This is a genomic window from Amycolatopsis pretoriensis, assembly GCF_900107925.1.
Classification (GTDB): Bacteria; Actinomycetota; Actinomycetes; order Mycobacteriales; family Pseudonocardiaceae; genus Amycolatopsis; species Amycolatopsis pretoriensis.
In genome coordinates this window covers 46319-69857 of sequence record NZ_FNUJ01000006.1, presented here as the reverse complement: position 1 = coordinate 69857, position 23539 = coordinate 46319, and the positions used below count along the sequence as shown (strand labels likewise).

Sequence of the window (23539 nt, the reverse complement as noted above, 5' to 3'; positions counted from 1 at the left end):
CCGAAATGCCGTCCCCAGACTCGGGGACATGGCAGTGACCCTCACCGAAACGCGACCCGTTCCCGTCCGCCACGCGCTCGTCACCGCGGCCGTGTCCCGCACCGCCGTGCTCGCGGCGAGCGCGGCCGGTTTCGCCCTCGCGTTCGTCGTGGCCTACGTGCTGTTCGTCCGCACCGAAGCCGGGCGCAGCGTCGAGAACGGCGTCGTCCGCAGCGCCCAGGCGGCGGGGAACACGGTCGAGTGGGCGGACCCGTTGCGGCAGGCCGACCAGGTCGTCCTGCTCGGCGGGGTGGCGGTGCTGCTGGTGGTGATCGCCCTGGTCCGGCGCCGGTTCGCCCTCGGCGTGACGGCGCTGTTCCTGCTCACCGCGCCACTGGTGGTGGCGCAGCTGCTCAAGCTGTACGTGCTGGACCGGCCGGCCACGGGCGACCGGTTCGGCGTCGCGAGCCACAACAGCTTCCCGAGCGGGCACGTCAGCGCGGCGATGGCCGTGCTGGTGGCGCTCGCGATCGTCCTGCCGCGCCGCTACCGCGCGCAGGCCCTGGTGCTCGGCGGCGTCGGCGTCGCCTGGGTCTCGGCCGCGACGGTGGCCCTGGGCTGGCACCGGTTGAGCGACACCGTCGGCGGCTGCCTCCTGGTCGCCGCGGTCACCTGCGCCGGGGCGGCGGTGGTGTCCGCCCGCCGCCCCGACGGTGACCGCGTGCCGCCGCTGCCGGTGCTGTGCGGGTTGCTCGCGCCGGTGGCCCTGGTGCTGGTGGGATACCTGGTGCTGGGGACGGCGACGTCCGGGGCCGCCCAGTTCGTCGCGGCGATGGTGCTCGCCGCGCTGTCGGCGATGGCGGTGGTGGTGCTGCTGGTGGGACCGTTGCGCCGGGTGGCGTTCGACCCGGCCGAGGCCCGCGTCCGGCGGCTCCTGCGTCGCTGAGCCGGGCCAGTTTCGGCGGATTGGACCGCGACAACGCCGTTCGCGGTGCTTAGCGTCGGGGACGTGCATCCGAGGCTTGCCGAAGACCTGGACTCCCTGCCCGATCTGCTCGACGCCACGCGGAAAGCCGCCGGTGAGGCGCTCGCCGGCCTGGCCGAGCGGGCCGCCGCCGTTCCGCCCGGGGACGTCGATCGGGCGCCTCTGCCTCTCGAAGGTGCCGGGGCCCGGGGTGCGCTGGAGGAGTTCTCGCGGCGCTGGGAAGGCGGCTTCGCCGGTAGCGCAGGGCCTCGCTACCTCGGGTTCGTCACCGGTGGGGCCACCCCGGCGGCGCTCGCCGGGGACTGGCTCGCCGCCACCTACGATCAGAACCCGGCCAGCAGCCTGGATTCCACCGCCGCCGACCTCGAGCGCGAGACCGTCGGCTGGCTGGCCGAGCTGTTCGGCCTTGGCGCGGAGTTCTCCGGTGCGTTCGTCACCGGGGCCACCATGTCCACCGTCACCGGCCTGGCCATCGCCCGCGAATGGCTCGGGGAACGCGCCGGGGTTTCGGTGTCCGAAGACGGCGCCGCCGCGCTCGGGCCGGTCACCGTGCTGTCCGGATCGGCGCACTCGAGCGTCCTCAAGGCGTTGTCCTTCCTGGGGATGGGCCGGTCATCGCTGCGGAAGGTGCCGGTGCTGCCCGGCCGCGAAGCCGTCGACGTCGGCAAGCTGGCCGAGGTGCTCGAAACGCTCGACGGGCCGGCCGTCGTCGTCGCGAACGCCGGCACCGTGAACACCGTCGACTTCGACGACCTGCGCGCGATCGCCGCGCTCAAGCGGCGGTACGGCTTCTGGCTGCACGTCGACGCCGCGTTCGGCGGGTTCGCCGCCCTCGCCCCGCAGTACGCGGCGCTGACCGCGGGGCTCGAGCAGGCCGACTCGGTGGTCGTCGACCTGCACAAGTGGCTCAACGTGCCCTACGACTCCGCCGTCCAGTTCACCCGCCGCCGCGACCTGCAGCTGCGCGTTTTCAGCAACAACGCCGCCTACCTCGGCGAGATCGGCGAGACGCCGGACTTCCTGCACCTCACCCCGGAGAACTCCCGCCGGCTGCGGGCCCTCCCGGCCTGGTTCTCGCTCGTGGCCTACGGCCGGGACGGGCACCGCGAGATCGTCGAGCGCTGCGTGACGCTCGCCCGGGACCTCGGCGCGCGGCTCGACGGTTCGCCGCGCTGGCGGCTGCTCGCGCCCGTGCGGCTCAACGTCGTCTGCTTCGCCCCGGCCGTCGACCGGGACATCGACGCCCTCGTGCGGGCCATCGCCGAGGACGGCACGACGTTCCTGACCCCGACGGTGTACGACGGCCGCCCGGCCCTGCGCGCCGCCTTCAGCAACTGGCGGACGACCGCGGCCGACGTCGAGCGCGTCTTCGCCGCGCTCGAGCGCGTGGCCGCCGGCTAGCTGCGGTCCGACTTCGGCATCAGGTACTTCCACGGCGAAGCACCGGCGCCCAGCTCGCACGGCACGTGCACGAGCGCCGGCCGGCCCGCGGCGAACGCCTTGTCCAGCGCGCCGCGCAGGTCGTCCGGGGTGCGCGCGGTCAGGCCGAGCGCGCCGAACGTCTCGGCGAGCCGCGCGAAGTCCGGGTTGCCCAGCCGCCCGCCCAGCGCGCGGCCCTCGAACAGCCGCTCCTGGTCGAGGTGGACGTTGCCGTAGTAGCCGTTGTCGAACACGACCGCGACGACGTTCAGTCCATATTGGACGGCCGTGGCCAGCTCCTGCGCGGCGAACATGAACCCGCCGTCCCCGGCCACCGACACCACCGGGCGACCGGGGAAGGCCGCCTGCACGCCGAGGGCAGTGGGGTAGCCGAAGCCGAGCGTGCCCTGGTGGCCGCACGTGACGAAGGTGCGGGGCGAGTACACCTCGAACCCGAAGTAGGACGCGAAGCCGACCTGGCAGATCTCCTCGACGAAGAAGCCGTCGCGCGGCAGCACGTCCCGGATCGCGCGCAGGTACTCCAGTTCCGGTCCGACGTCGGCGAACCGTTCGGCCACCGCTGCCTTCACCGCGGCGAACTCCGCGGTCCGGTCCGTCCTCTGTGGACCAGTGGCCGCGGTCAGCGCGGCCGTGGCGTCGGCCGCATCGGCCACGATCGCGACGTCCGCTTCGAGCCGCGTCGCCTGCCTCGGGTCGATGTCCAGCAGGATCGTCTTGAGACCGGCGGGCTTGTCGGGCCAGCGGAACCACGACAGCTCCATCCGCGAACCGATGCCGATCACGACGTCGGTCTCCGCCCACCGCTCGAAGCCGGAGACGCAGGTGAAGCCCAGCGGGTGGTCGTCACCGACGATGCCCCGGCCGCCGCGGAACGGCACCACCGGCGCCTGCAGCCGTTCGGCCAGCGCCCGGACCTCGGCGGCCGCGTGCCGGGCGCCGCCACCCACCATGATCATCGGATTCCGCGCGCCGCTCAGCAGCTCGGCGGCCTGCTCCACGGCGACCGGGTCGACGACCGGGCACGGAAGCGGTCGCGGCCCGACGGGCTCGGCCGGGGCACGCAGGCCCAGCACGTCCCACGGCACCGCGAGCGAAACCGGCCTCGGCCGCCCGCCCGCGGCTTCGCGGAAGGCTGTCGCCACGGCGTCCGGGACCTCGGCCGGATGCTCGACCAGCGCCGACCACTTGGTCATCGTTCGCAGGGTGGCCAGCTGGTCGGGCATTTCGTGCAGGTGCCCGAGCCCGCGGCCGAGGTACGCGCGGGGGATTTCGCTGGTCAGGCACACGACGGGAGCGCTCGCGCCGTGCGCCGAGAGCAGCGCCGCCGAGGAGTTCAGGACGCCGGGGCCGGGCACGACCGTGTAGACGCCGGTGCGCCCGGTCGCCTGGGCGTAGCCGAACGCCATGTAGGCCACGGTCTGCTCGTGCCGCGCGCCGATCACCCGGATGTCCCCGCCGGCGCGGGCCAGGCTGTCGAACAGGTCGTAGGTCTGGACGCCGGGCAGCCCGAAGACGGTGTCGACGCCGTGGGCCCGCAGGCCGTCGACGATCAGGTCGGCCGCGGTGGGGGCGGACGGGGAACTCGGCATCGGGGCGGCCTCCTGGGCGTCATCCGTCGACGGGACCATATATGGTTTCCTACATGATCAGCGCGTCCTCGGGAAGACCGGTCACGAAGTCCCAGCTGGCCTACGAGACGATCAAGGCCAGGATCCTCGACGGCCGCTACGGGCCCGGGTACCGGCTGGTGCTCGACCAGATCGGCCGCGAGCTCGACGTCAGCGCGGTGCCGGTCCGCGAGGCCCTGCGCCGGCTCGAGGCCGAGGAGCTGATCGAGTTCGAGCGGAACGTCGGCGCCCGGGTGATCGCCATCGACCCCACCGAGTACCGCCACGCGATGCAGACGGTGGCGATCGTCGAGGGCGCGGCGACCGGCCTCGCCGCACCGCTGTTGACGCCTTCGGACCTGGCGAAGGCCCGGGCGCTGAACGAGCGGATGCGCCGGAGCCTGGCCGAGTTCGACCCGCTGACGTTCACCGCGCTGAACGCCGAGTTCCACGAGGTGCTGTTCAGCGCCTGCCCCAACCCGAACCTGGTGGATCTGGTGCAGCGGTGCTGGACGCGGCTCGCCGCGGTCCGGGACAGCACGTTCGCGTCGGTCCCGGGGCGGGCGCCGGCGTCGGTCGAGGAGCACGAGCGGTTGCTGGCCCTGATCGAGGATGGCGGTGAGCCGGCGGAGGTCGAGCAGTGCGCGCGTGAGCACCGGTTGGCGACGTTGGACGCTTATCTCGCGCGGACGGGGTTGCTCGCGCAGCCTTCGGAGTGACAGGGTCGGGGATGCCGATCTTCTCCGCGCCGGACGGGACCGCGCTCTCCTTCCGCCTTCTCGGATCCGGCGGCGAGCCCGTGGTCTGCCTGCCCGGTGGGCCCATGCGTGCCGGGGCCTACCTCGGGGACCTCGGCGGACTCGACCGCTTGGCTGTTCTCGACCTGCGAGGGACCGGGGATTCGGACGTGCCCGCCGATCCCGGCACCTACCGGTGCGACCGGCAGGTCGAAGACGTCGAGGCGCTGCGCAAGCACCTCGGTCTCGACCGGTTCGACCTGCTCGGGCACTCGGCCGGGGCCAGCCTCGCCGTCCTCTACGCCGCTCGCTATCCCGGCCGGTTGCGGCGGCTCGTACTCGTCGCGCCGAGCCCGCGGGCCGTCGGGCTGCAATTGTCCGTCGACGACCGGCGGCGGATCATGGCCCGGCGGGCCGGCGCACCCTGGTTCGAGGCCGCCGCCGCGGCCTACGACGCCATCGCAGAGCGGCGGGCGACCAGTGGTGACTGGGCCGCCGTCGCACCGATGTACTACGGCCGCTGGGACGAAGCCGCTCAGCGGCACCAAGCTCTGGAGCCTGGGCAGCGCAACGGTGTCGCCGCGCGGCTGTACAACGCCGAAGGCGCCTTCGAGCCCTCGGTCACCCGGGTCGCGCTCGGGGCCGTCGACGCTCCCGTGCTGGTGATCGCCGGGGACCTGGACTGGATCGCGAGCCCGGCCGTCGCCGGTGAGTTCGGCGGGCTCTTCCCGGACGGGCGGGTCGTCGTCCTGCCCGGTGCCGGGCACTACCCGTGGCTGGACGACGCCGCCGGGTTCGGCTCAGCTGTCGCGGATTTCCTGGGGTGACGCGGGGTTCCGGCGCGGTTTGATGCGGACCGCCGGCAGCTGGGGCGCCGGGAGCCGCCGCGGCGTGCCCGTGTAGCCGGTGACGCTGCCGAACTGGTCGGATTCGGCCTCCCACGCCTCGCGGAAGGCCGCGATCTCCTCGTGCGTGCGGCCGACGAAGTTCCACCACATCAGGATCTCTTCGTCGAACGGGGTGCCACCGAGCAGGAGGAAGCGGGCCGGTTCCGTGCCGCGGTTGCTCAACGTCAGCGAGCGCACGCCGGTGCCGACGTAACCCAGCTCCGCCGCGCGGACGCGGCTGCCCGCCACGACGACGTCGCCGGTGTCGACCAGGACGCCGTGTTCGAAGCTCGGGTCGACGCCGAGGGACATGTGGGCGTCCGGGCCCAGGACGATTTCCGCGCCCAGCAGCGGGGTGTAGGTCGGGATCGGTGAGGTGCGTCCGGCCAGGGACCCGAGGAACACCCGGATTTCCGCGCCTTCGATCCGGTTCACCGAGGGGACGTAGTGGTCGAACGCACGGGCCGTGTTCCGGTGCCGCTCGGGCAGCGCCACCCAGAGCTGGACGCCGTGCAGCGTCTTCGCCGCCGGGGTCGAGACCTCGGAGTGGCAGATGCCGTGGCCGCCGGTCATCAGGTTGAGCTCGCCGGGGCGGACGAGCTCGTGGGTGCCGAGGCTGTCGCGGTGCTCGATCTCGCCGGCGAACAGCCAGCTCACGGTCTGCAGGCCGGTGTGCGGGTGCGGGGCGACGTCCATCGCGCCGGTGACCTCGGTCGGGCCGTAATGGTCGGCGAAGCACCAGGCGCCGATCAGCGACCGGGACCGCTGGGGGAGCGTCCGGCGGACCCGCATCGCGCGCGGGCCGCCCAGGGGGACTTCGCGCGGGGTGAGGATTTCGACGGCCGGGTGCTCGGGGTCGGCGGCTGTGGGGTGGTCGCCACAGGCGAGCTCGGCGGGGGCGGCCTCGGTGTTGCTCATGTGCGCCACGGTAGTCGCGTTGTCCGGTGGGGCTCGGGTGCCGGGCGGCGCGGGGATGGTCGCTGGCCGGTGGGGCTGGCCGGGCAGTGTCGGCGGTGGCGTTGGGCGGTGCTGCGGGCAGCCGGGTTCCGGGCGAGGGCCGGGGCGGGGCCCGGTGGCGGGTGCTCGTGGAGCCGCTGGTGCTCTCCGCGGCCGCACCGGCCGGACCCTGCACGGGTCGGGGCCAGCCGGGCAGCGGCCGTCGGGTGCCGGGCCGCGCAGGGCTGGGGCATGGCGGGGCTTGGGCATGGCGGGGCTTGGGCATGGCGGGGCTTGGGCATGGCGGGGCTTGGGTGCCGGGCGCGCGGGGCTTGGAGATGACGGGCGGGCTGGTTGGGGTGCGGCTGGGTCGTCGGGTTCCGGGCGGCCGGATGAACGGCCACGGGCCGGGGTGGGGCTCGGTGGCAGGCGTCGGCGGGGCTGGGTGGCGCCCGCCGCGGCCGCTCCGGGCGGATGCCGCTGGCTGGTGGGTTGTGGCCCGGGCTGTGCGGGTGGGCGCCGACGGGCTGGCGCCCGCCGCGGCTGTGCGGCCGGCCCCGGGCGGGTCGGGGCCGGCCGGACAGCGGCCGTCGAGTGCTGTGGGTGCCGCCTCTTGCCTTCTGGAGTTGTCAAGCTTCGCGCCGCCCCTTCAGGCGGCTTTGGGCTGGCGGCGTGCTGCCACCACCGCTTGCCCCTTCGGTGTCAGGATCGCCGGGACCAGCTCGCCCGGCCGGCCCGGCCTGGCCGGCCGGACCAGGCCCTGGTGGGCCAGCGCGTGGGCCGCGAACTGGTCGCCGCACGAGACTTCGTCGATGAACAAGTCCGGCTCGCTGCTGCACGACACCCGGCCTCGGCCGGCCGCGACCGCTCGCAGCATCGCCAGCATCCGGTGGTTCACCACGGGGTGCGCGGCCGGTGTTCCGGTTTGCTCGTTCATCTCGGTCCCTCCCGCTCGTGGTTCGACCTCGTCTCACTCGTGCGTCGAACCAGCTGCCGGGATTTCGACAGAATCTTCCCTCCATCGTCACCGCCGGCGGTCGAGCCCGGGTCGACTCAGAACGGAGGGTCCACGCCGGCGGCCACCGGGACCGGCTCCGGGGTCCACGAACTCGTCGCCTCGCCGCTCGCGGCGCGGCTCAGCCTGGTCACCTTCGCCGTCGCGTACCGCAGGACCGGGCCCACCTCGTCGACGTCCAGCTCCGTCACCGTGCGCTTCTCGCCCTCCTTCGTGTCGAACGACCGCTGTCTCAGCCGGCCGTGCACCATCACCCGGGCTCCGCGCCGCAGGGACTCCGCGACGTTCTCCGCGTACTGGCGCCACACGTTGCAGCGCAGGAACATCGCGTCGCCGTCGCGCCAGTCGCCGGATTCGCGGTCGAACGTGCGGGGGGTCGACGCGACCGTGAAGTTCGCGACCGCGGCGCCGGACGGGGTGAACCGCAGCTCGGGGTCGGTCGTCAGGTTGCCGACCACGGTCACCAGCGTTTCGCCTGCCATCGGGCTCCTCCTTCTCCTCCGGGTGCGGGGTGCACCGCTCTTGCCGATGAGGAGAGCACGGGGGTCCGACAGTTCCGGGCCGGGCGACGAGATGCCGACACCCGTCCGGGCTGGTTACCTGCCGCCATGCCGACGGCGTTTCAGAAGGAGCTGGGCACGCTCGCCCAGCGGCTGGCCGACCTCTGCGCGCTGGTCGCGATCGCGTTCGAAGAGGCCACGCGTTCGGTCCTGGAAAGTGACCGCACGCTGGGCGGACGGGCGCGGGAAGACACCGCCGCGGCCGCCGCGCTCGGGGCCGCGTGCGAGGACCAGGCGTGTGCGCTGCTGGCCCTGCACGCGCCGCGGGAAGAGGACGTGAAGGCGGTCGTCGCCGCCGTTCACGCCGCCGCGGATCTCACTCGGATGGGTGGTCTTGCGCGGGACGTCGCGGAGGCGCGGTGGCGGGTGCCGGTGGAGGTGCGGCCCGCGCTCGGGCGGCTGGGCGGGCACGCCGTGGCCGCCGCCCGGGCGCTTCGCGGTCAACTCGCCGGCGAGGACGGCCCCGGGATGACCGGCGCGGTCGCCCTGGCCGGCACCGCGGAGCGGGACCTGCGCGACGAGACGGGCGGGATCGGCTGGCCGCACGGGGCGGCCGCCGCGGCCGACGTGGTGCTGCTCGCCGCGGCCTGCGGGCGGTTCGCCGGGACCGCCGCCTCGATCGCGGGCCGGATGGCGGAGTTTGCCCCGGTTGCGACCTGAATGTCCGAAAAGGACGCCGGGCTGACGCGCCCGGCGCCGGGCATCGGCGGGGTCAGCTGCCTTGCTGGGGGAACTGGCCCTGCTGCGGGAACTGCTGCTGCGACGGGTGCTGCGGCTGCGGGAACCCCTGCGGCTGCGAGGGGTGCGGCGGCTGCGAACCCTGCTGCGGGAACCCACCGGACGACGGCTGCGAACCTTGCTGCGGGAACCCACCCGAAGCCTGCTGCTGCGGGAACCCGCCCGACGCAGCCTGCTGCGGGTAGCCCGCCTGAGCCCCCTGCTGCTGCCCCTCCTCCTGCGCCTGCAGGCGGACGGCGTCCTCCTTCGGGATCCGGTTCTCGATCCCGCAGAACGTGCACTGCGCCGAGTACTTCACGCTGATCGGGAAGAGCGGGATGAAGAACAGGGTGAACTTCGTGACCGCCTTGCGCACCGCGTGCGAAGCGGGGTTGCCGCACCGGCCGCACAGGAAAGTCGTCATCGCCAGCACGTAAATCCGTGTCCGCCAGCCCCAGATCAGCATCGGTACTTCTTTCTCCCAGGTCTTCCGTTCGCTGGGCAGCCTCGCACACCGGTGCGCCGCCGCGTGGCGGTTTCGCCGAACTCGGGGACTAGATTGTGATCATGCCGAGCGACTTCGCCCTGAAGACCATGAACGCCGTGCACCGCGGCCTGATCAAGCTCACCGGCGGCCGGGTCGGCTGGCAGGCCGGCATGCCGGTGCTGGAGCTCACCACCACCGGCCGCAAGAGCGGTCAGCCGCGCACCGTGCTGCTGACCTCGCCGCACCAGGACGGCGACACGCTGGTCGTCGTGGCTTCGCGCGGCGGGGACGACACGCACCCCGCGTGGTTCCTCAACCTGCGCGACAACCCCGAGGTCGAGGTGTCGCTCAAGGGCGCGCCGAAGCGGCCGATGCACGCCCGCGTCGCCGACGTCGACGAGCGCGCGAAGCTGTGGCCGAAGATCTCCGGCCAGTTCAAGAACTACGCCGGCTACCAGACCAAGACCGAGCGCGAGATCCCGCTCGTCTTCCTCGAACCGCGCTAGTTCCGCGCGGTCAGGTACGCCGGGTCCGGCCCGGGGATCGGCTGGTCCGGCACACCCGCGAGCAGCTGGCTCATCGCGTGGAAGTACGGCGGCGCGGCGACCGTGCCACCGAACGCCCCGTGCCCGCAGTTGCCCAGGTGCACCGGGGTGCCCGGGCAGATTTCGCGCGGGTGCGGCCCGTCGGCGAAGACCATGGACGACACCGCGTAGCCGTCGACGCCGCCGACGAACGCGACGGACTCGCTCTGCTGCGTCGTCCCCGTCTTGCCGATGTCGGGCCGCGTCCAGCCGGCCGCGTGGGCGGCCTGCGCCGACGTGCCGCTCGTCGTGTCCTTGCTCAGGCCCGCTTCGAGGGTGTTCGCGACACCGGTCGGGATGACCTGCTCGCAAGCCTGCTGCGCCACCGGCACGGCGTTCCCGTTCCGGTCGGTGACCGACAGGATCGGGTTCGGCGGGCACCAGACTCCGCCGCTCATCAGCGTCGCCGACACGTTCGCCATCTCCAGCGGGCTCACCGGGCTGTTGCCCAGGGTGAACGACAGCAGGTTCTGGAAGTACTTCGACTGCGGTTCGCTGTACTGCGGGTTGCCGGACGCCGGGTTCGGCGCGGCCCCGGCGTCGTTGGTCGCGAGGGTGTTCCGCAGCCCCAGCTTGTAGGCCATGTCGAGCACGGCGGGCATCCCGACCTGGCTCTCCAGCCCGACGAACGCGACGTTCGGCGACGTCGCCAGGCCGTCGGCGAGGCTGATCGGATCCGCGTAGTGGCCGTCGTTGTGGACGGTGTAGCAGGCCGCGTGCGAGTCCGGCACCGGGAAGCACTGGCTGTCCGGGTTGGGCAGCGGCGTCTGCAGGCCGGCCTTCCCGGTGACGAGCGCGGCGGCCGAGGTGAAGATCTTGAACGACGAACCGGCGCCGAACTCGTTGCTCGCGTCCGCGACGATGTCCGTGGACGTCTCGCCCTGCGCGGGATCCGTGCCGTAGTTCCGGTTGGCGACCATGGCGAGCACCTGGTGGCCGGTCGCGCCCGGTTGCACGACGGCGAAGGTGTTGGCGACGCCGTCCTGCGTGGTCGGCACGTTCGCGTCGACGGAGTCCTTCGCCACCTGCGAGACGCGGGGGTCGAGCGTCGTCTTGACCGTGTAGCCGCCGGTCGCCAGCTGGTCCGCGGTGAACCCGGCGTGCACGAGGTAGCTTTCCGCGTAGGCGCAGAAGAACCCGGCGTCCGGGGCCGCGCCCATGCACGTCGAAAACGGGGCCACCGGACCGTTCGGCAGCACACCGAGCGGAGCCGCCTTCGCCGTCGCGGCGTAAGACGCGGGGATGGACCCGTTGGTGACCATGTCGTCGATGACGAGGTTGCGCCGCTGCAGTGCTTTGGCGGCGTGCGTGTACGGGTTGTAGATGCTCGGGTTGTTCACCATTCCGGCCAGCAACGCGGCCTGCGGAACGGTCAGTTTGTCCGCTGTCGTCCCGAAGTAGGCTTTCGCGGCGGAACCGACCCCGTACACGGTTCCGCTGAATTCCACGACGTTCAGGTAAGCGGCGAGCAGATCGTCCTTGCTCATCGTGTCGTTGAGCTGGACGGCCATTTTCGCTTCGCGCAGCTTGCGCGCGATCGAGTCCTCCCGATCGACCTGCTGGGCCAGGGGGTTGGTGCGGTCGACGACGTTGATGAGGTAGTTCTTGACGTACTGCTGCGGGATCGTCGACGCGCCCTGCAGCGCGCCGCCGGTGCTGTCGTTCACCGCCGCGCGGAGCATCCCCTGCAGGTCGACGCCGCCTTCGGTGTAGAACCGGCGGTCCTCGACCGCGACGATCGCGGCCTTCATCGTCGTTGCGATCCCGGCCGCGGTGACCGGGAGCCGGTACTGCGCGTAGAGCGTCGCGATCGGCGTGCCGTCGCGGTCGGTCACCGTCGTGGTCAGCGGCGGGTCGGCCGCGGCGAGCTGCGCGGAAATGGCGTCCACGGAATCGCTCACCTGATTCGACAGCAGGCCGGCGCCGATGGCGGCGGGCGCCATCGTGCCGGCCACCAGAATTCCGGCGAGAACGCACAAACCGGCAAAAGAGGCCACGCCCGGACGACCATTCACGGAACCGAGATTAGCCATCGGGGAATGAAGCTTCCGTTCGGTGAGACATGTGCCTCAACGGGCCAACCTGCCCAGCAACGCCGACGCGACGGCGATCGCGGCGACCGTCGCCGCGGCCAGCACGCCGAAGTCGAGCCCGAGGTGGGCGGGCGTGCCGATCAGCAGCCCGCGCAGCGCGTCGACCTGGTAGCTCAGCGGGTTGACGTGGCTGAGCACCTTCAGCCACGACGGCATCAGGTCCACCGGGTACAACGCGTTCGACCCGAAGAACAGCGGCATCGTGATCGCCTGCCCGATGCCCATCAGCCGTTCCCGCGACAGCACGATCCCGGCGATCACGATGGACAGGCAGCAGAAGAACGCCGACCCGAGCACGAGCACGACCGCCATCGCCAGCAGCTTCACCGGGTTCACGGTCAGCCCGACGCCGAGGATCGCGGCCAGGATCAGCACCATCAGGGCTTGGACGAGCGCGCGGACCCCGGCGGCGAACGCCTTCCCGGCGACGAGCGCGGCGCGCGGGGTCGGCGTCACCAGGAGCTTGGCGAGCACACCCGCGTCGCGTTCCCAGATGATCTGGATGCCGTAGAAGATCGAAATGAACAACGCCGACTGCGCGAGGATGCCGGGCGCGAGGTAGTCGAGGTACGGCGTCGAGCCGGTCGGGATCGCCCGCAGCCGCGTGAACGTCTCGCCGAAGATCAGCAGCCACAGCGCGGGCTGGATCGCCCGGGTGAGCAGCTCGGTCTGGTCGCGGCGCAGCTTCTGCAGCTCCACCAGGCACATCGCGCCGACGCGGGCAGCGAGGATGCGTGCCTGGCGCAGCGGGCCGGGGTCAGCCGAGACGGCGGGCGGTGCGGCGAGCGGCACGGACACTGCGGATCCCTCCTTCGTCGGTTTCGAGGCGGTCGCCGGTGACCGCGCGGAACACGTCGTCCAATGTGGACCCCGGACCGAGGTCGGTCTCGAGGTCGGCGGGGGTGCCCAGCGCCCGGACCCGGCCGGTGTGCATGAGCGCGACGCGGTCGCAGTACTGCTCGGCCTCGTCCATGTAGTGCGTCGTGACGAGCACGGTCATGCCGGTGTCGGTGCGGATCTGCGTGATCCGCTCCCACACCGCCGAGCGGGCGACGGGGTCGAGTCCGATCGTCGGCTCGTCGAGGATCAGCAGCCGCGGCGAGCTGACCAGGGCCTGGGCGAGCTCGAGCCGGCGGATCATGCCGCCCGAATAACCCTTCGCGACGCGGTCGGCGTCGTCGGCCAGCCCGACGAGGTCCAGGGCGCGGCGGACCTCGCCGGCGCGCCGGGCCCGCGGGACGTCGAAGAGCCGGGCGAACAACGCGACGTTCTCGCGGCCGGTCAACGCGCCGTCCGCGGACAGCTGCTGCGGGACGTACCCGATCAGCCGCCGCACGGCCATCCGGCGGCGTGCGACGTCGACACCGAAGACCGTGATGTGGTCCGGCGCGGTCGGCAGCAGTGTCGTGATCATCCGGAGCGTCGTGGTCTTGCCGGCGCCGTTCGGGCCGAGCAGGCCGAACACCTCGCCGGGCGCGATCTCCAGGTCGACGCCGTCGACCGCGCGGGTCGTGCCGAACGAATGGCTGACACCGGTGCACCGCACCGCGGGTTCGGTCATGGCTGCTCCTTCAGGACGCCCATGAGCTTTTCCAGGGCCGGCAACGCCTGTTCGATGGCCGCGGTGTCCTCTTCGGACAGTCCGGCGAGCGCGTCGGCGACGAGCCCGGTGCGGGCGCGCCGCCAGGCGGCCATCCGCTCGCGTGCCGCGCCGGTGATCTCCAGCCGGGTGGCGCGCCGGTCGGCGGGGTCGGGTTCGCGGTGCAGCAGCCCGGCGTCGACCAGCTGGTTGACCAGCGTGCTGACGGAGTTGGCCGCGAGGTGCAGCTCGCGCGCGGCCGCGGCGACGCCGATGCCGGGCCGGTCGGCGACCACGCGCAGGACTTCGACCTGCGCACCGGGCAGGGGCGCGCCCGGGACGTCGGCGCGCACCCGGCGGCGCACGACGCGGCGGATCCCCTGCACGGCGCCCAGGAGCCGCTCGGCGAGTTCGGTCATGCCGCCAAAGTAGCTCTGACCCAGAACTATTAGCAACGCTAAATGTCTGGTTGGCGAGGAAGCTCCCGGATCAGCGGGTGGCTTCGGCGAGAGCGAGGTCGAGCAGGCCGGGGAAGCGGGCGTCGAACTCCTCGCGGCGCAACGCGTTGAGCCGCTGGGTGCCGCTGTCCCACTGCTTCAGCAACCCGGCCGCGCGCAGGATCTTGAAGTGCCGCGACGCGGCGGGCTTGCTGACCGGCGGCATGATCGCGCCGCACGACTGCCCGGGCTCGCGCGCGAGGGCGGCGACCATGGCGAGCCGGTGCGGGTCGCGCAGGGCATCGCACGCCTCGGCGAACGTGACGTCCTCGAGGGCCGGGTGCTCCAGAGGGGTCGCGGTGCGGCTGGCCATGGTCCCAGTATCGCCGGTTGCCGGGATGCGGGCAGCTGTGCCATGGTCGATGTTAGTCATTTGGTTAACATGAGGAGGTCTGGTGCGCGTCCACCGTGCCGAGTCCGGCCGTCTGGTCCGGCGGGAAGAGCCCGTGCCCGAGCCGCAGCGCGGCGAGGTGCTCGTCCGGGTCCGGGCGACGTCGCTGAACTACCGCGACCTGCTCATCCTCGACGGCGACCACTTCACCAACGCCTCCGGTGCCCTCATCCCGCTGTCCGACGCCGCGGGCGAGGTCGCCGCGGTCGGCGAAGGCGTCACGCGCTTCGCGACCGGAGACCGGGTGCTCAACGCCTTCCACTCGAACTGGATCGCCGGCCGGCTGCCGGACGCGCTGGTCGGCTACGGGAACGGCCGGGACGGCTGGCTGGCGGAGTACCGCGCCGTCTCCGAGCACGCGCTCGTCGCGCTCCCGGATTCGCTCACCTACGAGCAAGGCGCGACGCTGCCGTGCGCCGCCGTCACCGCGTGGACGTCGCTGGCCGGGGTGCGGCCGGGCGACGTCGTGCTCACCCTCGGCACCGGCGGGGTGTCGCTGTTCGCCCTGCAGCTGGCCAAGACGCTCGGCGCGCGGGTGGTCGCGACGACGTCCAGCCCGGAGAAAGCGGCGAAGCTGACCGAGCTCGGCGCGGACACCGTGATCGACTACCGGGCGACCCCCGAGTGGGGCAAGGCGGTCCTCGACACGACCGGCGGCCGGGGCGCGGACCGGATCGTCGAGGTCGGCGGGCCGGGCACGTTCGCGCAGTCGCTCGTCGCCGCCGGGACGCACCACGCCGAAATCGCGCTCGTCGGGTTCGTCGGCGCCGAAGGACCGCCGGTCGAGTTCATGGACCTGTTCCGCAGCGGCGCGACCGTGCGGAAGATCTGGGTCGGCAGCCGCGAGGACACCGAAGACCTCCTGCGTCAGCTCGCGGTGCGGCCGATCGAACCGGTCGTCGACAGCGTGTTCGCCTTCGACGACGCCCCGGCGGCCCTCGAGCGGTTCCGGAGCCGCGAGAACTTCGGGAAGGTCGTGCTCACCTCCGCGTGAGGCGAAAGGGATACCGCTGATCGGCTGAACCTGACCCGCGGTGACCGTTCGGCGGCGAAGTGCTGCCGTTCGCCGCGTGATCGCGTGGTTCCGGACCGGAACCGCCGATCGCGGGCGCATGCTGTCCTTTCCGACCCCGCGTCCCCGCGCCTGACGTCCACTGTGGACATTGCCAGTGCGCCCGGCCCGGCGGTCTTTCTCTACCCGAGATAGGACACAACGCCCGTGACCCTGCTGGACAGCAAGTTCGTCCGGTGCTGGACGTCCCGCCCGCACCTGCAGTCCCTCTACACCCTCGCCGCGGCCGCCCCGCGGATGCGCGCCGCGCTCGGCCTGGCGCCCACCGGCGGCGGCACGGTCGGCTTCAAGGTGGACGGGGACGCGCTGGCCCGCACCGACGCGGAGCTGATCGCCGCGACGTCGGCCCGGCTCGCGGTGCACCCGCTAGTGACGCAGGACCTGCGCGGCCGCTCGACGGTCCGGTGCTGGCGCCGCGACCGCGACCTGCGCGTGCTGACCGGCGACCTGGTCGACGTCGCCGACCGGCTGGCCCGGGCGGGCTACGGCGGCTGCCTGCGGTCGGCGACCGTCGAGTTCGCCGAGCCGACCGGCCGCCGCGACCGCAAGCTCGCGCTGGTGTACCTGTTCGACCGCGGCACGTTCCACACCGCCGCGGTGCCCGGAACCGCGCCGCTGGACCGCGCGCTGGAACTGCGCGCCCGGGCCGCGCTGCACGGCGCGCTGCCGTTGGAACCGCACGCGCACCGCCGGTTCGTCGTCTGAAATTCTCGCGTTTGTCGAGGTCACGGGCTTCTGCGAAGATGCTGCTCTCGTTCGAGGAGAAGGAGATCGCAGTGGCTTCCGTGCTCAACCCGTACCTGAGCTTCCGCGCCGAGGCGCGGCAGGCGATGGAGTTCTACAAAGGCGTCTTCGGCGGCACCCTGAAGGTGAACACGTTCGGGGAATTCGGGTCACCCGAAGGGGCGGACGCGGACAAGGTCATGCACGCCCAGCTGGAAACCGACGCCGGCTACACGCTCATGGCGTCCGACACCCCGGCCGGCATGGAGCACAACCCGGGCACGAACATCACCGTCAGCCTCAGCGGCGACGACGCCGGCACCCTGCGCGGCTACTGGGACAAGCTGAGCGACGGCGGCACCGTGACGGTTCCGTTCGAAAAGCAGATGTGGGGCGACGAATTCGGTTCCTGCATCGACAAGTTCGGCATCCCGTGGATGGTGAACGTGGTCCATCAGGCCTAACGGCGCGTTGCAGCCCGCGCCCGCGTCGGTGACGATGAAGTGGCCGGCGTGGTCCCGCGCCGGGGCGAAGGAGGCCCGATGGCGGGTTCCCCCTGGACGTGCGCGCAGTGCGGCGCGGTCAACGACGCCGCCGCCGGCCGGTGCGGCACCTGCGCGAGCCTGGCCCCGGGCCGGGCTCGCGCGCGGGCGCTGTGGGTGCTGCTGACCCTCATGCTCGTCGCCGGCGTCGCGGTGGGCGGGGTCCTGCTGTTCACCGGGCGCTCGAAGCCGTCGCCGGACGCGTCCGGGCCGTTCCCGTCCTACACGACCCCCGCCCTGCCCACCACGAAAACCGTGGTCACGACGGCGAACCCCCTGACCCCACCGCCGACGACCTCCGCGACGCCGGACGGCAAGCCGTGCCCCGGGGACGCCGCCCGGTACCTGCCCGGCGGCGCCGGGACAGCCCTGTTGGTGGCGCAGACGCCGAAGTCGCTGATCACCATCTGCCGGGTGCCCGACGGCCGGATCTTCTACGACGGCCAGGCCCGTGGGCAGGCGGCTTCGGACGACACCCACATCGTGCTGCCGGCGGAGGCTTCGGGCGACGGTTTCGTCGCGAAGAACGGCGACTACACCTACCAGGTCGGCGGCCGCCGGCTCGTGGTGTCGGCCGGGTCGGGCGTGCTCTCGGACGAGGAGCTGACGACGGTCGGCTGAGCGCTTGCTCAGGATGTGGGAGCACCCCCGGTCGACCGGCCGTTTTCCGCATCCTGGACGCATGGCTTCTCCGCTGGACAACCCGACGTGGACGTCGCTGAACGGCCCGCACGCCCGCTTCGCCGAACGACGCGGGCGCGTGCTGCGCTACCCCGAAGACGTCGCGCCCTTCCTCGGCCTGCCCGACGACCCGGGCGAGCAGGACTGGCGGGACGTCGCCGCGCTCGGCGGGCCGGGCGCGGTCGTCGTGCTCGCCGCCACCGCCGCGCGGCCGCCGGCCGGCTGGGAAGTGCTCGACGAGCTGCCCGGTGTCCAGCTGGTCGACGAGGGCGTCGCGGCCGCGCCGGAACCGGAAGCCGTGCGGCTGGGGCTCGCGGACGTGCCGGAGATGCTCGACCTCGTCGAGCGGACGAAGCCGGGGCCGTTCCGCAAGCGGACCGTCGAGCTCGGAACGTACCTGGGGATCCGGCGCGGGGGCGCGCTGGTCGCGATGGCGGGGGAGCGGCTGCACCCGCCCGGCTACACCGAGATCAGCGCGGTCTGCACCGACCCGGCCCACCGCGGGCACGGCCTCGCGACGCGGCTCGTGCTCGCCGTGGCGGCCGGCATCCGCGAGCGCGGTGAGACGCCGATGATGCACGCCGCCGCGAGCAACACCTCGGCGATCCGGCTCTACCTCTCGCTCGGGTTCGCCCTGCGGCGGCGGCCGGACTTCGTCGCGGTGCGCGTGCCGGGTTAAGCGCCGGTCGAGGAGCCCGGCCGCACGATCATCAGCACCGTCACCGCCGCCCACAGCAGGTTGAACACGCCGGTGACCATCGCGAGCCGGCCCAGTTTGTCCGAAGTGGACTCCTCGGCCAGGAACCGCTTCTGCCTCGGCAGCACCAGCAACGCGAGGACGGCGGCCGCGACGGCCGTCAGCCCGATGGACGTGAGCAGCCACGGGTCACCCATCACGTGCATCGTGCCGGCGACGCCGAAGCCGAAGACGGGCACCGCGATGGCGGCGTAGGCGTACACGCGGCAGATCCGGTGCAGCATCGTCGCGACCTTGACGTCGCCCTTCCGGACGGCGGCGGGGAACATGCTGGCCGCGACGGCGACCGGGCCGACGGCGAGCACCGCCGCCAGGACGTGGACCGAGAGCAGGATTTTCGACACGCGCCGAAGCTAGTGGTCCGTGGGCGAGCCGGGGAGTGGCTGGAATGCCACAAACCGCCGGGTTCCGGCCAACCATGTCGGGATGTCGAATCCGCGTGCCTCCCTTCGACGAACGGGTAGGGAAAGGGGAACGCGATGACCACCACGACGTGCACCACCACCCGGGTCCGCAGCCTGCCGGTCCTGCTCGCCACCGAAGACGACGCCGAGGACATGGGCCTGCTGGCGCCGGACGACCGCCTGACCTGCCACGTGCACGGCCGGTGGATCCACCAGTGCGTCGCCTCGCCCGCACACGTCAGCCCGGTCACCCGGCACCGCTGGTGCCGCGGCTGCCGCACCGAGCTGTGCGTCGCCGTCGACGAGCTGACGCGGCGGGTCGCGATGACCTGCCCGCGCTGCGGCCACGGCGGCAGCGCCGCCACCACCCGGCTGACCGCGGCCTGCCGCGCGAGCCTGGCCGCCGAGCGCGACGCCCGGCGCGCGGCCTAACGGGTCGCGGGCTCGGTTTCGAGTCCGAGGTCGTCCAGTCCCGCGTAGACGTCCGGACGACGGCTTCGCAGCCAGGCCGCGAGCCCGAGCCCGCCGAGCACGGCGACGGCCAGCAGCCACGGCAGCAGCGCGATCGCCGGCGCGTCGGACCCGGCGAGGGTGGGGAAGTTGAGGAACGCCAGCGTCGTCACGGCGATCAGGCCGAGCCCGCCGAGGCCGGGAGCCACCGCGGTGCGCCAGATCCGGGGGTCGCGCCGCCTGCGGAAGAACGCGACGACGGCGACCCCGGCCAGCGCCTGCAGGGCGATCACGCCGAGGGTGCCGATGCCGGTCATGCTGGCGGTGAGGTCGGCGAGCGGGTCCAGCCCGGCCAGGGCGTAGACCGCCGCGATCAGCGTCGCCAGCCCGATCTGCGTCCCGCTGGCGACGTACGGCGCGCCGTTGCCCGCGTTCGTCCGGCCGAGGACGGCAGGCAGCACCCGGGCCCGGCCGAGCGCGAACAGGTAGCGCGTCGCGGAGTTGTGCAGCGCCAGCAAAGCCGCGAAGAGGCTGACGACGAGCAGCAGCATCATCACGTCGGTGAGGAACGAGCCGAGGTAGGTCCGGCTGATCGAGAAGACGAGGTCCCCGGTGGCGAGGTGGTCCTGCGCGGTCTTCCCGGCCTCGGCGACGGTCGTCGCGCTGACGATCGCCCACGTCGTGAAGGCGGCGAAGACGCCGATGAGGACGATCGCGGTGTAGGTCGCGCGGGAGATCGTCCGGAGCGGGTCCCGCGCCTCCTCGCTGAACAACCCGGTGGCCTCGAAGCCGACGAAAGCGTTGAAGGCGAACAGGAACGCGACGCCGACCGAGCCGGTGAAGACGACGCCGGGGGCGAACGCGTGGACGTCCAGCCCGGTCCGGACGGCCACCGCGACGTCGAGGACGAGCAGGATCGACACCTCCAGGACCAGCGAAACGCCGAGCACCTTCGCGCTGACGTCGACCCCGCGCCGCCCGAGCGCGAACACCGCCGCGGCGGAGAGCAGGCTCCACAGCTGCCACGGCGTGTGCCAGCCGAAGACCTGCTCGACGACGTTCGCGGTGAAGAACCCGCTCGTCCCGACCGCGCCGGCGACGAAGCAGTTGTAGCCCAGCAGCGCGATCAGCGCGGCGACCAGGCCCATCGGGCGGCCCAGGCCTTTGGTGACGTAGACGTAGAACCCGCCCGCGCCGGTGACGACCTTGCTCATCTGCGCGTAGCCGACGCCGAAGAGCACCAGGATCACGGCGGCGAGCAGGAACGCGCCGGGCATGCCCCCGCCGTTGCCGAGCGCGATGCCCAGCGCGGCGATGACGACGATGCCGGTCAGGGGCGCGACGGCGGCCAGCACGAGGAAGACGACACCCGGCGTGCCCAGCGCGTCGCGGCGCAGTGCGTCGGACATGGGGATTCTCCTCCCGCGTGGCTTGTCCGGGCATGGTGCGCCGCCGGGGTGGCCGCGGTCTTGGACTCGAGCGCACGGCCGTTGCCTAGCCCGGCACCCACATCGTCACGCGGGTGCCGCGGCCCGGCTGGGAGTCGACCGTGCCGTGGCCGCCGACCTCGGCCAGGCGGGCCTTGATCGACTGCGTGATGCCGAAGCCCGGCGGCCGGTCGTGGACGTCGAAACCGTGGCCCTGGTCGCGGGCGACGACCGCGATCCCGCCGTCGCGTTCCTCCACGCGCAGCACGACCTGCTTCGTCCCGGAGTGCTTGACGGTGTTGCGCAACGCTTCCCGCACCGCCTCGCACATCGCGGTGCGGCGGTCCTGGGACAGCTTGTGGTCGTCGGCGAAGTCCGCGGCGACGAGCTGGGTGCGCAGGCCGTCGCGCGCCATCTCGGTCGCGACGTCGGCGAGCTCGACGGCGAACCCGCGCGTCGTCCCGCTCGGCACCGGTTCGGTGATCTGCCGGCGGATCTCGGCGGCCTCCGCCTTGGCCACCGAGCGCACCTCCGACAGCCGGGACACGGCGTGCGTGTCGTCGCCGGGCGCCGAGATGGCAAGCGCTTCCAGCGTCTGCAGCACGTGGTCGTGCATGAGCCGCCGGGTCCGGCGGCGCTCGGCCTCGCGCCCGCGCCGGATCCCGATGTCGACGGCGAACCGGGTACCGGCGCCGAGCAGGATGAGGATGCCCGCGGCGATGACGATCGCCACCGCCAGCGCGACCATGCAGCCGATCGAGCGGGTCACCGACAGCTGGTCGCTCAGCGGCAGGCCGCCGGCCAGCGTGAGGAGCGCCCGGAGCGGGGCGGCCGCCACCAGCAGCCACAACGCCGAGGGCAGCCCGGACGTGCCCGCCCACATGGCGACCGCGCCGACCAGCCACGTCCACGACACGTCGACGGCGAACGGCTGCACCGATGCCGGGGCCGTCGCGGCGACGGCGAAGTTGAGCAGCACGCCCACCGCCAGGTCCAGGGCCAAGGCGCGCCCGGTGATGCGGTGCCGCAGGCCGCCCGCGCGCAGCACCCAGGCCACCGCGGCGGTGTTGGCCGCGACGGCGAACACCGTGGCGGCCAGCACCGGCCCGAGCCCGAGCTTGCCGTTGGCCGCGGCGAACCCGATGAACACCTTGACGAACGCCGCGATCCGGTAGGTCAGCGGCACGACGACCCAGTAGCGCGCGGCGCGGGCGAGCGTCGCGTCGCCGACGGCGGCGAGGTCGCTGTTCTCGTCCGGGGGCTGCGCGGGTTCCGGGGGTGTGCCGCTGCGCAGCAGCGTGCGAACGAGCGCGCGCGGCGGTGCGGCGGAGCCCGCCTCGGGCATCGGTGGTCCCCATTTCGTCCGGCCGTCCGGGCGGTCTGAGCCTGGCAGCGCGGCGGGGGAGTCGTCAACCGCTTGCGGGGTGGGGTCAGTACGTGTGGAACAGCGTGTCTTCGCCCGTGTACTCCGGCCAGCCGGGCGACCCGGTGGCGGCGAAGCGGTACCACGCGCCGTTGAGGTCGTCGGCCAGCTCCCGCGGCGGGTTTTCGCCGAGCAGGCCCCGCGGCCCGGACAGCGGCCCGAGCGCGTCGAACACGAAGGGCAGTTCGAGCCCGTGGCACGCGCCCAGCGCGCCGTCGTGCAGCGGTGAGCCCCATTCGAACTCGTACCGGAAGGTGCGGCCGGCGTGGTTTTCCGCGAGGTCGCGCACGCCGTCGCGGAAGACCAGGTCGGTCAGAGCCCCCACGAGGACGTCGCCCGCCGGCGCGTCCGAGCCGAGGCCGTACCGCTCGAGCACGCCGGCCGGGTCGGGGTGCGACACCGCCAGCGACGCCACGGCCTGGTCGTCGGTCACCGCGTCGAGCGCGCCGGTGGGCACCAGGTAGAGCCGCATCTCTTCGCTGCAGCTGCCCACGACCAGGTCGACGTCGCGGCCGGCGCCCGCCTTGATCGCCTTGGCCGGGTGCTGCGGCAGGACGTCGTCGCCGACCACCGGGAGGAACGGGCTGAGCCCGTACCCGCGGTCGTAGCCGAGCGCGTCGCGCAGGTCGGGCGCGCCACCCGGGCGCAGGACGGCGTCCTGGGCGTCGAGCAGCTGCTCGGTCGACACCTTCCGGAACGCCTCGGCGGTCGGTTCGGACTTGAGCTCGTCGGCGATCACGCGGGCGAGGCGGCGCGCCTGGACGAAGTCGCGGACCATGTCCGGGTGTCCACTCTGGACGATCGCTTTGTGGAAAAGCCCTTGCGAGAGCGGGGAAGCGAGCAGGCACGCGACGCTCACCGCACCGGAGGCCGCGCCGAAGAAGGTGACGTTGCCGGGGTTGCCCCCGAAGCCTTCGATGTTCTCCTGGACCCACCGCAGCGCCGCCAGCTGGTCGCGCAGCCCGAGGTTCGTCGTGCCGCCGTCCAGCGGCAGGAAGCCGTCGACGCCGAGCCGGTACTGAACGGTCACCAGGACCGCGCCGGCGTGGTTGAACGACGTGCCGTCGTAGACCGGCGCCGACCCGGTGCCGCCGAGGAACGCGCCGCCGTGCACGAACACCAGCACGGGCAGGCCGGCCGCGCCGAGCCGCGGCGTCCAGACGTCGACGGTCAGGTACTCGGGGCCGGGCCGCCAGCCGGCGCCGGTGAGGGGCGACAGGTCGAGCCCGGGTACGTCGTGCCGGCGTTGCGGTGCGGTCGGACCCGGTCTCAGCGCGTCGCGCACGTCCTCCCACGGCGGGGCCGGGACGGGTTCGGCGAAGCGCAGGTCGCCCTCGGGCGCGGCGGCGTACGGGATGCCGCGGAACAGCGCGAAGCCGGCGGCGGTGACTTGACCGCGGACCGCGCCGGACGTGGTGGGGACGACGGGGTCGGTCATGCCGGGTGGTCCCTTCGGGGAAGATCGGGGAGAGTGCCCGACAGCCTAGGACCGGGGACGGGCCGCCGTCATGGGCGACCGTCGCGGGAGTTGTCGCGGATGGGTAACGGCGCCGGTGCGTTCGGCCA

26 protein-coding genes are annotated in these 23539 nt (G+C 73.0%); 12 read left to right on the top strand and 14 right to left on the bottom strand.

The genetic code is table 11. The features are described 5' to 3' along the window. Positions 1–28 precede the first annotated feature (28 nt). Positions 29–925, top strand: coding sequence for a phosphatase PAP2 family protein (locus BLV96_RS26255; protein WP_086673329.1), 897 nt, complete (start codon positions 29–31; stop codon positions 923–925). A gap of 63 nt (positions 926–988) precedes the next feature. Then, complete coding sequence (locus tag BLV96_RS26250) at positions 989–2365, top strand: pyridoxal phosphate-dependent decarboxylase family protein (RefSeq protein WP_086673332.1); 1377 nt, start codon at positions 989–991, stop codon at positions 2363–2365. On the opposite strand, the gene BLV96_RS26245 is transcribed toward BLV96_RS26250, so the two are convergent. Then, complete coding sequence (locus tag BLV96_RS26245; protein WP_086673342.1) at positions 2362–3993, bottom strand: thiamine pyrophosphate-dependent enzyme; 1632 nt, start codon at positions 3991–3993, stop codon at positions 2362–2364. The genes BLV96_RS26250 and BLV96_RS26245 overlap by 4 nt on opposite strands. A 41-nt stretch (positions 3994–4034) precedes the next feature. Here BLV96_RS26245 and BLV96_RS26240 point away from each other — a divergent pair, with 41 nt between their 5' ends. Continuing rightward, entirely contained in the window at positions 4035–4730 is a 696-nt protein-coding gene (locus tag BLV96_RS26240) for a GntR family transcriptional regulator (RefSeq protein WP_086673334.1), read from the top strand. An 11-nt stretch (positions 4731–4741) separates the two neighbouring features. After that, entirely contained in the window at positions 4742–5575 is an 834-nt protein-coding gene (locus BLV96_RS26235; protein WP_086673336.1) for an alpha/beta fold hydrolase, read from the top strand. Here BLV96_RS26235 and BLV96_RS26230 read toward each other — a convergent pair. The 3 genes from BLV96_RS26230 to BLV96_RS26220 form a co-directional block, all read right to left on the bottom strand. Next, positions 5549–6553: a pirin family protein gene (locus tag BLV96_RS26230; protein ID WP_086673338.1), complete on the bottom strand. Its 1005-nt coding sequence runs from the start codon at positions 6551–6553 to the stop codon at positions 5549–5551. The genes BLV96_RS26235 and BLV96_RS26230 overlap by 27 nt on opposite strands. Positions 6554–7220: 667 nt before the next feature. Then, entirely contained in the window at positions 7221–7508 is a 288-nt protein-coding gene (locus BLV96_RS26225) for a hypothetical protein (protein ID WP_086684391.1), read from the bottom strand. A gap of 116 nt (positions 7509–7624) precedes the next feature. Further along, the gene (locus tag BLV96_RS26220; protein WP_086684388.1) at positions 7625–8068 is read right to left on the bottom strand and encodes a single-stranded DNA-binding protein; all 444 of its coding nucleotides are present in this window, start codon (positions 8066–8068) and stop codon (positions 7625–7627) included. 126 nt (positions 8069–8194) lie between these two features. Here BLV96_RS26220 and BLV96_RS26215 point away from each other — a divergent pair, with 126 nt between their 5' ends. After that, positions 8195–8806, top strand: a complete 612-nt coding sequence (locus tag BLV96_RS26215; protein WP_086684385.1) for a PhoU domain-containing protein — start codon at positions 8195–8197, stop codon at positions 8804–8806. A 52-nt stretch (positions 8807–8858) separates the two neighbouring features. Here the strand turns inward: BLV96_RS26215 and BLV96_RS26210 are convergent, their stop codons facing one another. Beyond that, positions 8859–9329, bottom strand: coding sequence for a zinc ribbon domain-containing protein (locus BLV96_RS26210; protein WP_086684382.1), 471 nt, complete (start codon positions 9327–9329; stop codon positions 8859–8861). A 101-nt stretch (positions 9330–9430) separates the two neighbouring features. Between BLV96_RS26210 and BLV96_RS26205 the strand changes: the two genes are divergently transcribed. Continuing rightward, positions 9431–9856: a nitroreductase/quinone reductase family protein gene (locus BLV96_RS26205; RefSeq protein WP_086684399.1), complete on the top strand. Its 426-nt coding sequence runs from the start codon at positions 9431–9433 to the stop codon at positions 9854–9856. Here BLV96_RS26205 and BLV96_RS26200 read toward each other — a convergent pair. From BLV96_RS26200 to BLV96_RS26180, 5 genes are all read right to left on the bottom strand, one after another. Continuing rightward, a complete protein-coding gene (locus tag BLV96_RS26200) occupies positions 9853–11967 on the bottom strand; it encodes a transglycosylase domain-containing protein (protein ID WP_086684378.1) in 2115 nt (704 codons plus the stop codon). The genes BLV96_RS26205 and BLV96_RS26200 overlap by 4 nt on opposite strands. A 36-nt stretch (positions 11968–12003) precedes the next feature. Continuing rightward, positions 12004–12825 carry an ABC transporter permease gene (locus BLV96_RS26195; protein ID WP_086684375.1) on the bottom strand — a complete coding sequence of 274 codons (822 nt, stop codon included), beginning with the start codon at positions 12823–12825 and terminating at the stop codon, positions 12004–12006. Continuing rightward, positions 12785–13588 carry an ABC transporter ATP-binding protein gene (locus BLV96_RS26190; RefSeq protein ID WP_167379741.1) on the bottom strand — a complete coding sequence of 268 codons (804 nt, stop codon included), beginning with the start codon at positions 13586–13588 and terminating at the stop codon, positions 12785–12787. The genes BLV96_RS26195 and BLV96_RS26190 overlap by 41 nt, the downstream gene beginning before the upstream one ends. Beyond that, entirely contained in the window at positions 13585–14025 is a 441-nt protein-coding gene (locus BLV96_RS26185; protein WP_086684372.1) for a MarR family winged helix-turn-helix transcriptional regulator, read from the bottom strand. Before BLV96_RS26185 ends, BLV96_RS26190 begins: the two co-directional genes overlap by 4 nt. Before the next feature lie 70 nt (positions 14026–14095). Continuing rightward, the gene (locus BLV96_RS26180; RefSeq protein ID WP_086684369.1) at positions 14096–14416 is read right to left on the bottom strand and encodes an ArsR/SmtB family transcription factor; all 321 of its coding nucleotides are present in this window, start codon (positions 14414–14416) and stop codon (positions 14096–14098) included. 82 nt (positions 14417–14498) lie between these two features. Between BLV96_RS26180 and BLV96_RS26175 the strand changes: the two genes are divergently transcribed. From BLV96_RS26175 to BLV96_RS26155, 5 genes are all read left to right on the top strand, one after another. Then, positions 14499–15488 (top strand): zinc-dependent alcohol dehydrogenase family protein, encoded by a 990-nt coding sequence (locus tag BLV96_RS26175; protein WP_086684366.1) that lies wholly within the window; start codon positions 14499–14501, stop codon positions 15486–15488. Positions 15489–15713: 225 nt separating this feature from the next. Further along, positions 15714–16271: a PspA-associated protein PspAB gene (gene pspAB / locus BLV96_RS26170; protein WP_091389542.1), complete on the top strand. Its 558-nt coding sequence runs from the start codon at positions 15714–15716 to the stop codon at positions 16269–16271. Between the two features lie 71 nt (positions 16272–16342). Continuing rightward, complete coding sequence (locus BLV96_RS26165; protein WP_086683206.1) at positions 16343–16753, top strand: VOC family protein; 411 nt, start codon at positions 16343–16345, stop codon at positions 16751–16753. Positions 16754–16831: 78 nt separating this feature from the next. Continuing rightward, a complete protein-coding gene (locus BLV96_RS26160) occupies positions 16832–17452 on the top strand; it encodes a hypothetical protein (protein WP_086683154.1) in 621 nt (206 codons plus the stop codon). A gap of 61 nt (positions 17453–17513) precedes the next feature. Continuing rightward, the gene (locus BLV96_RS26155; RefSeq protein WP_086683156.1) at positions 17514–18191 is read left to right on the top strand and encodes a GNAT family N-acetyltransferase; all 678 of its coding nucleotides are present in this window, start codon (positions 17514–17516) and stop codon (positions 18189–18191) included. Here BLV96_RS26155 and BLV96_RS26150 read toward each other — a convergent pair. Continuing rightward, on the bottom strand, positions 18188–18613 hold the full coding sequence (locus BLV96_RS26150) for a DUF2269 family protein (protein WP_086683159.1): 426 nt from the start codon (positions 18611–18613) through the stop codon (positions 18188–18190). The two genes, BLV96_RS26155 and BLV96_RS26150, sit on opposite strands and share 4 nt — an antisense overlap. A 135-nt stretch (positions 18614–18748) precedes the next feature. Here BLV96_RS26150 and BLV96_RS26145 point away from each other — a divergent pair, with 135 nt between their 5' ends. Continuing rightward, positions 18749–19105 (top strand): hypothetical protein, encoded by a 357-nt coding sequence (locus tag BLV96_RS26145; RefSeq protein WP_086683162.1) that lies wholly within the window; start codon positions 18749–18751, stop codon positions 19103–19105. Here BLV96_RS26145 and BLV96_RS26140 read toward each other — a convergent pair. From BLV96_RS26140 to BLV96_RS26130, 3 genes are all read right to left on the bottom strand, one after another. Next, the gene (locus BLV96_RS26140) at positions 19102–20532 is read right to left on the bottom strand and encodes an APC family permease (RefSeq protein WP_086683164.1); all 1431 of its coding nucleotides are present in this window, start codon (positions 20530–20532) and stop codon (positions 19102–19104) included. The two genes, BLV96_RS26145 and BLV96_RS26140, sit on opposite strands and share 4 nt — an antisense overlap. Before the next feature lie 85 nt (positions 20533–20617). Beyond that, positions 20618–21895, bottom strand: coding sequence for a sensor histidine kinase (locus BLV96_RS26135; RefSeq protein WP_086683167.1), 1278 nt, complete (start codon positions 21893–21895; stop codon positions 20618–20620). Positions 21896–21980: 85 nt separating this feature from the next. Then, a complete protein-coding gene (locus BLV96_RS26130; RefSeq protein WP_086683170.1) occupies positions 21981–23411 on the bottom strand; it encodes a carboxylesterase/lipase family protein in 1431 nt (476 codons plus the stop codon). Positions 23412–23539 lie beyond the last annotated feature (128 nt).